Genomic DNA, 319 nt, shown 5'->3' with positions numbered 1-319 from the left:
GCCGGGAACCGCACCGCGGAGGACTGCGTACGGACGGTCGTCCAGGAGTTCGGCGAGGGTGCGCGCGAGGACAACGCCTGTCTGCTCGTCGCCAAGGTCACGTCCTAGGAAACTCAGGCCCGTGCGCTGTCGCCGCCCCTGCCCTTCGTCTTCGGCAGGGCAAGCTTGATCTCCTCCCGCAACTCCTGGATCCTCGGGTAGCCGGCGTACTCGGCGGTGAGCCGGTACATCTCACGCAGCCGGTCCCAGGTGCGGTGGGAGGAGTTGGATCCCATCGACACCAGGGCCAACCGCGCGTACCGGTCCGCCTGTTCGGGGT

General features: G+C 68.3%; 1 pseudogene. It reads right to left on the bottom strand.

Going from position 1 to position 319, the window contains the following annotated elements:
* Positions 1 to 113: 113 nt before the first annotated feature.
* Positions 114 to 319 (bottom strand): annotated as a pseudogene (locus tag IF47_RS28470) (DNA-binding protein NsdB); the annotation flags it as partial.

The organism is Streptomyces megasporus, from assembly GCF_000718985.1.
In the GTDB taxonomy this organism is placed as follows: Bacteria; Actinomycetota; Actinomycetes; order Streptomycetales; family Streptomycetaceae; genus Streptomyces; species Streptomyces megasporus.
Note: the sequence above shows the minus strand (reverse complement) of the source record. Positions and strands in the feature narration are given on the sequence as shown.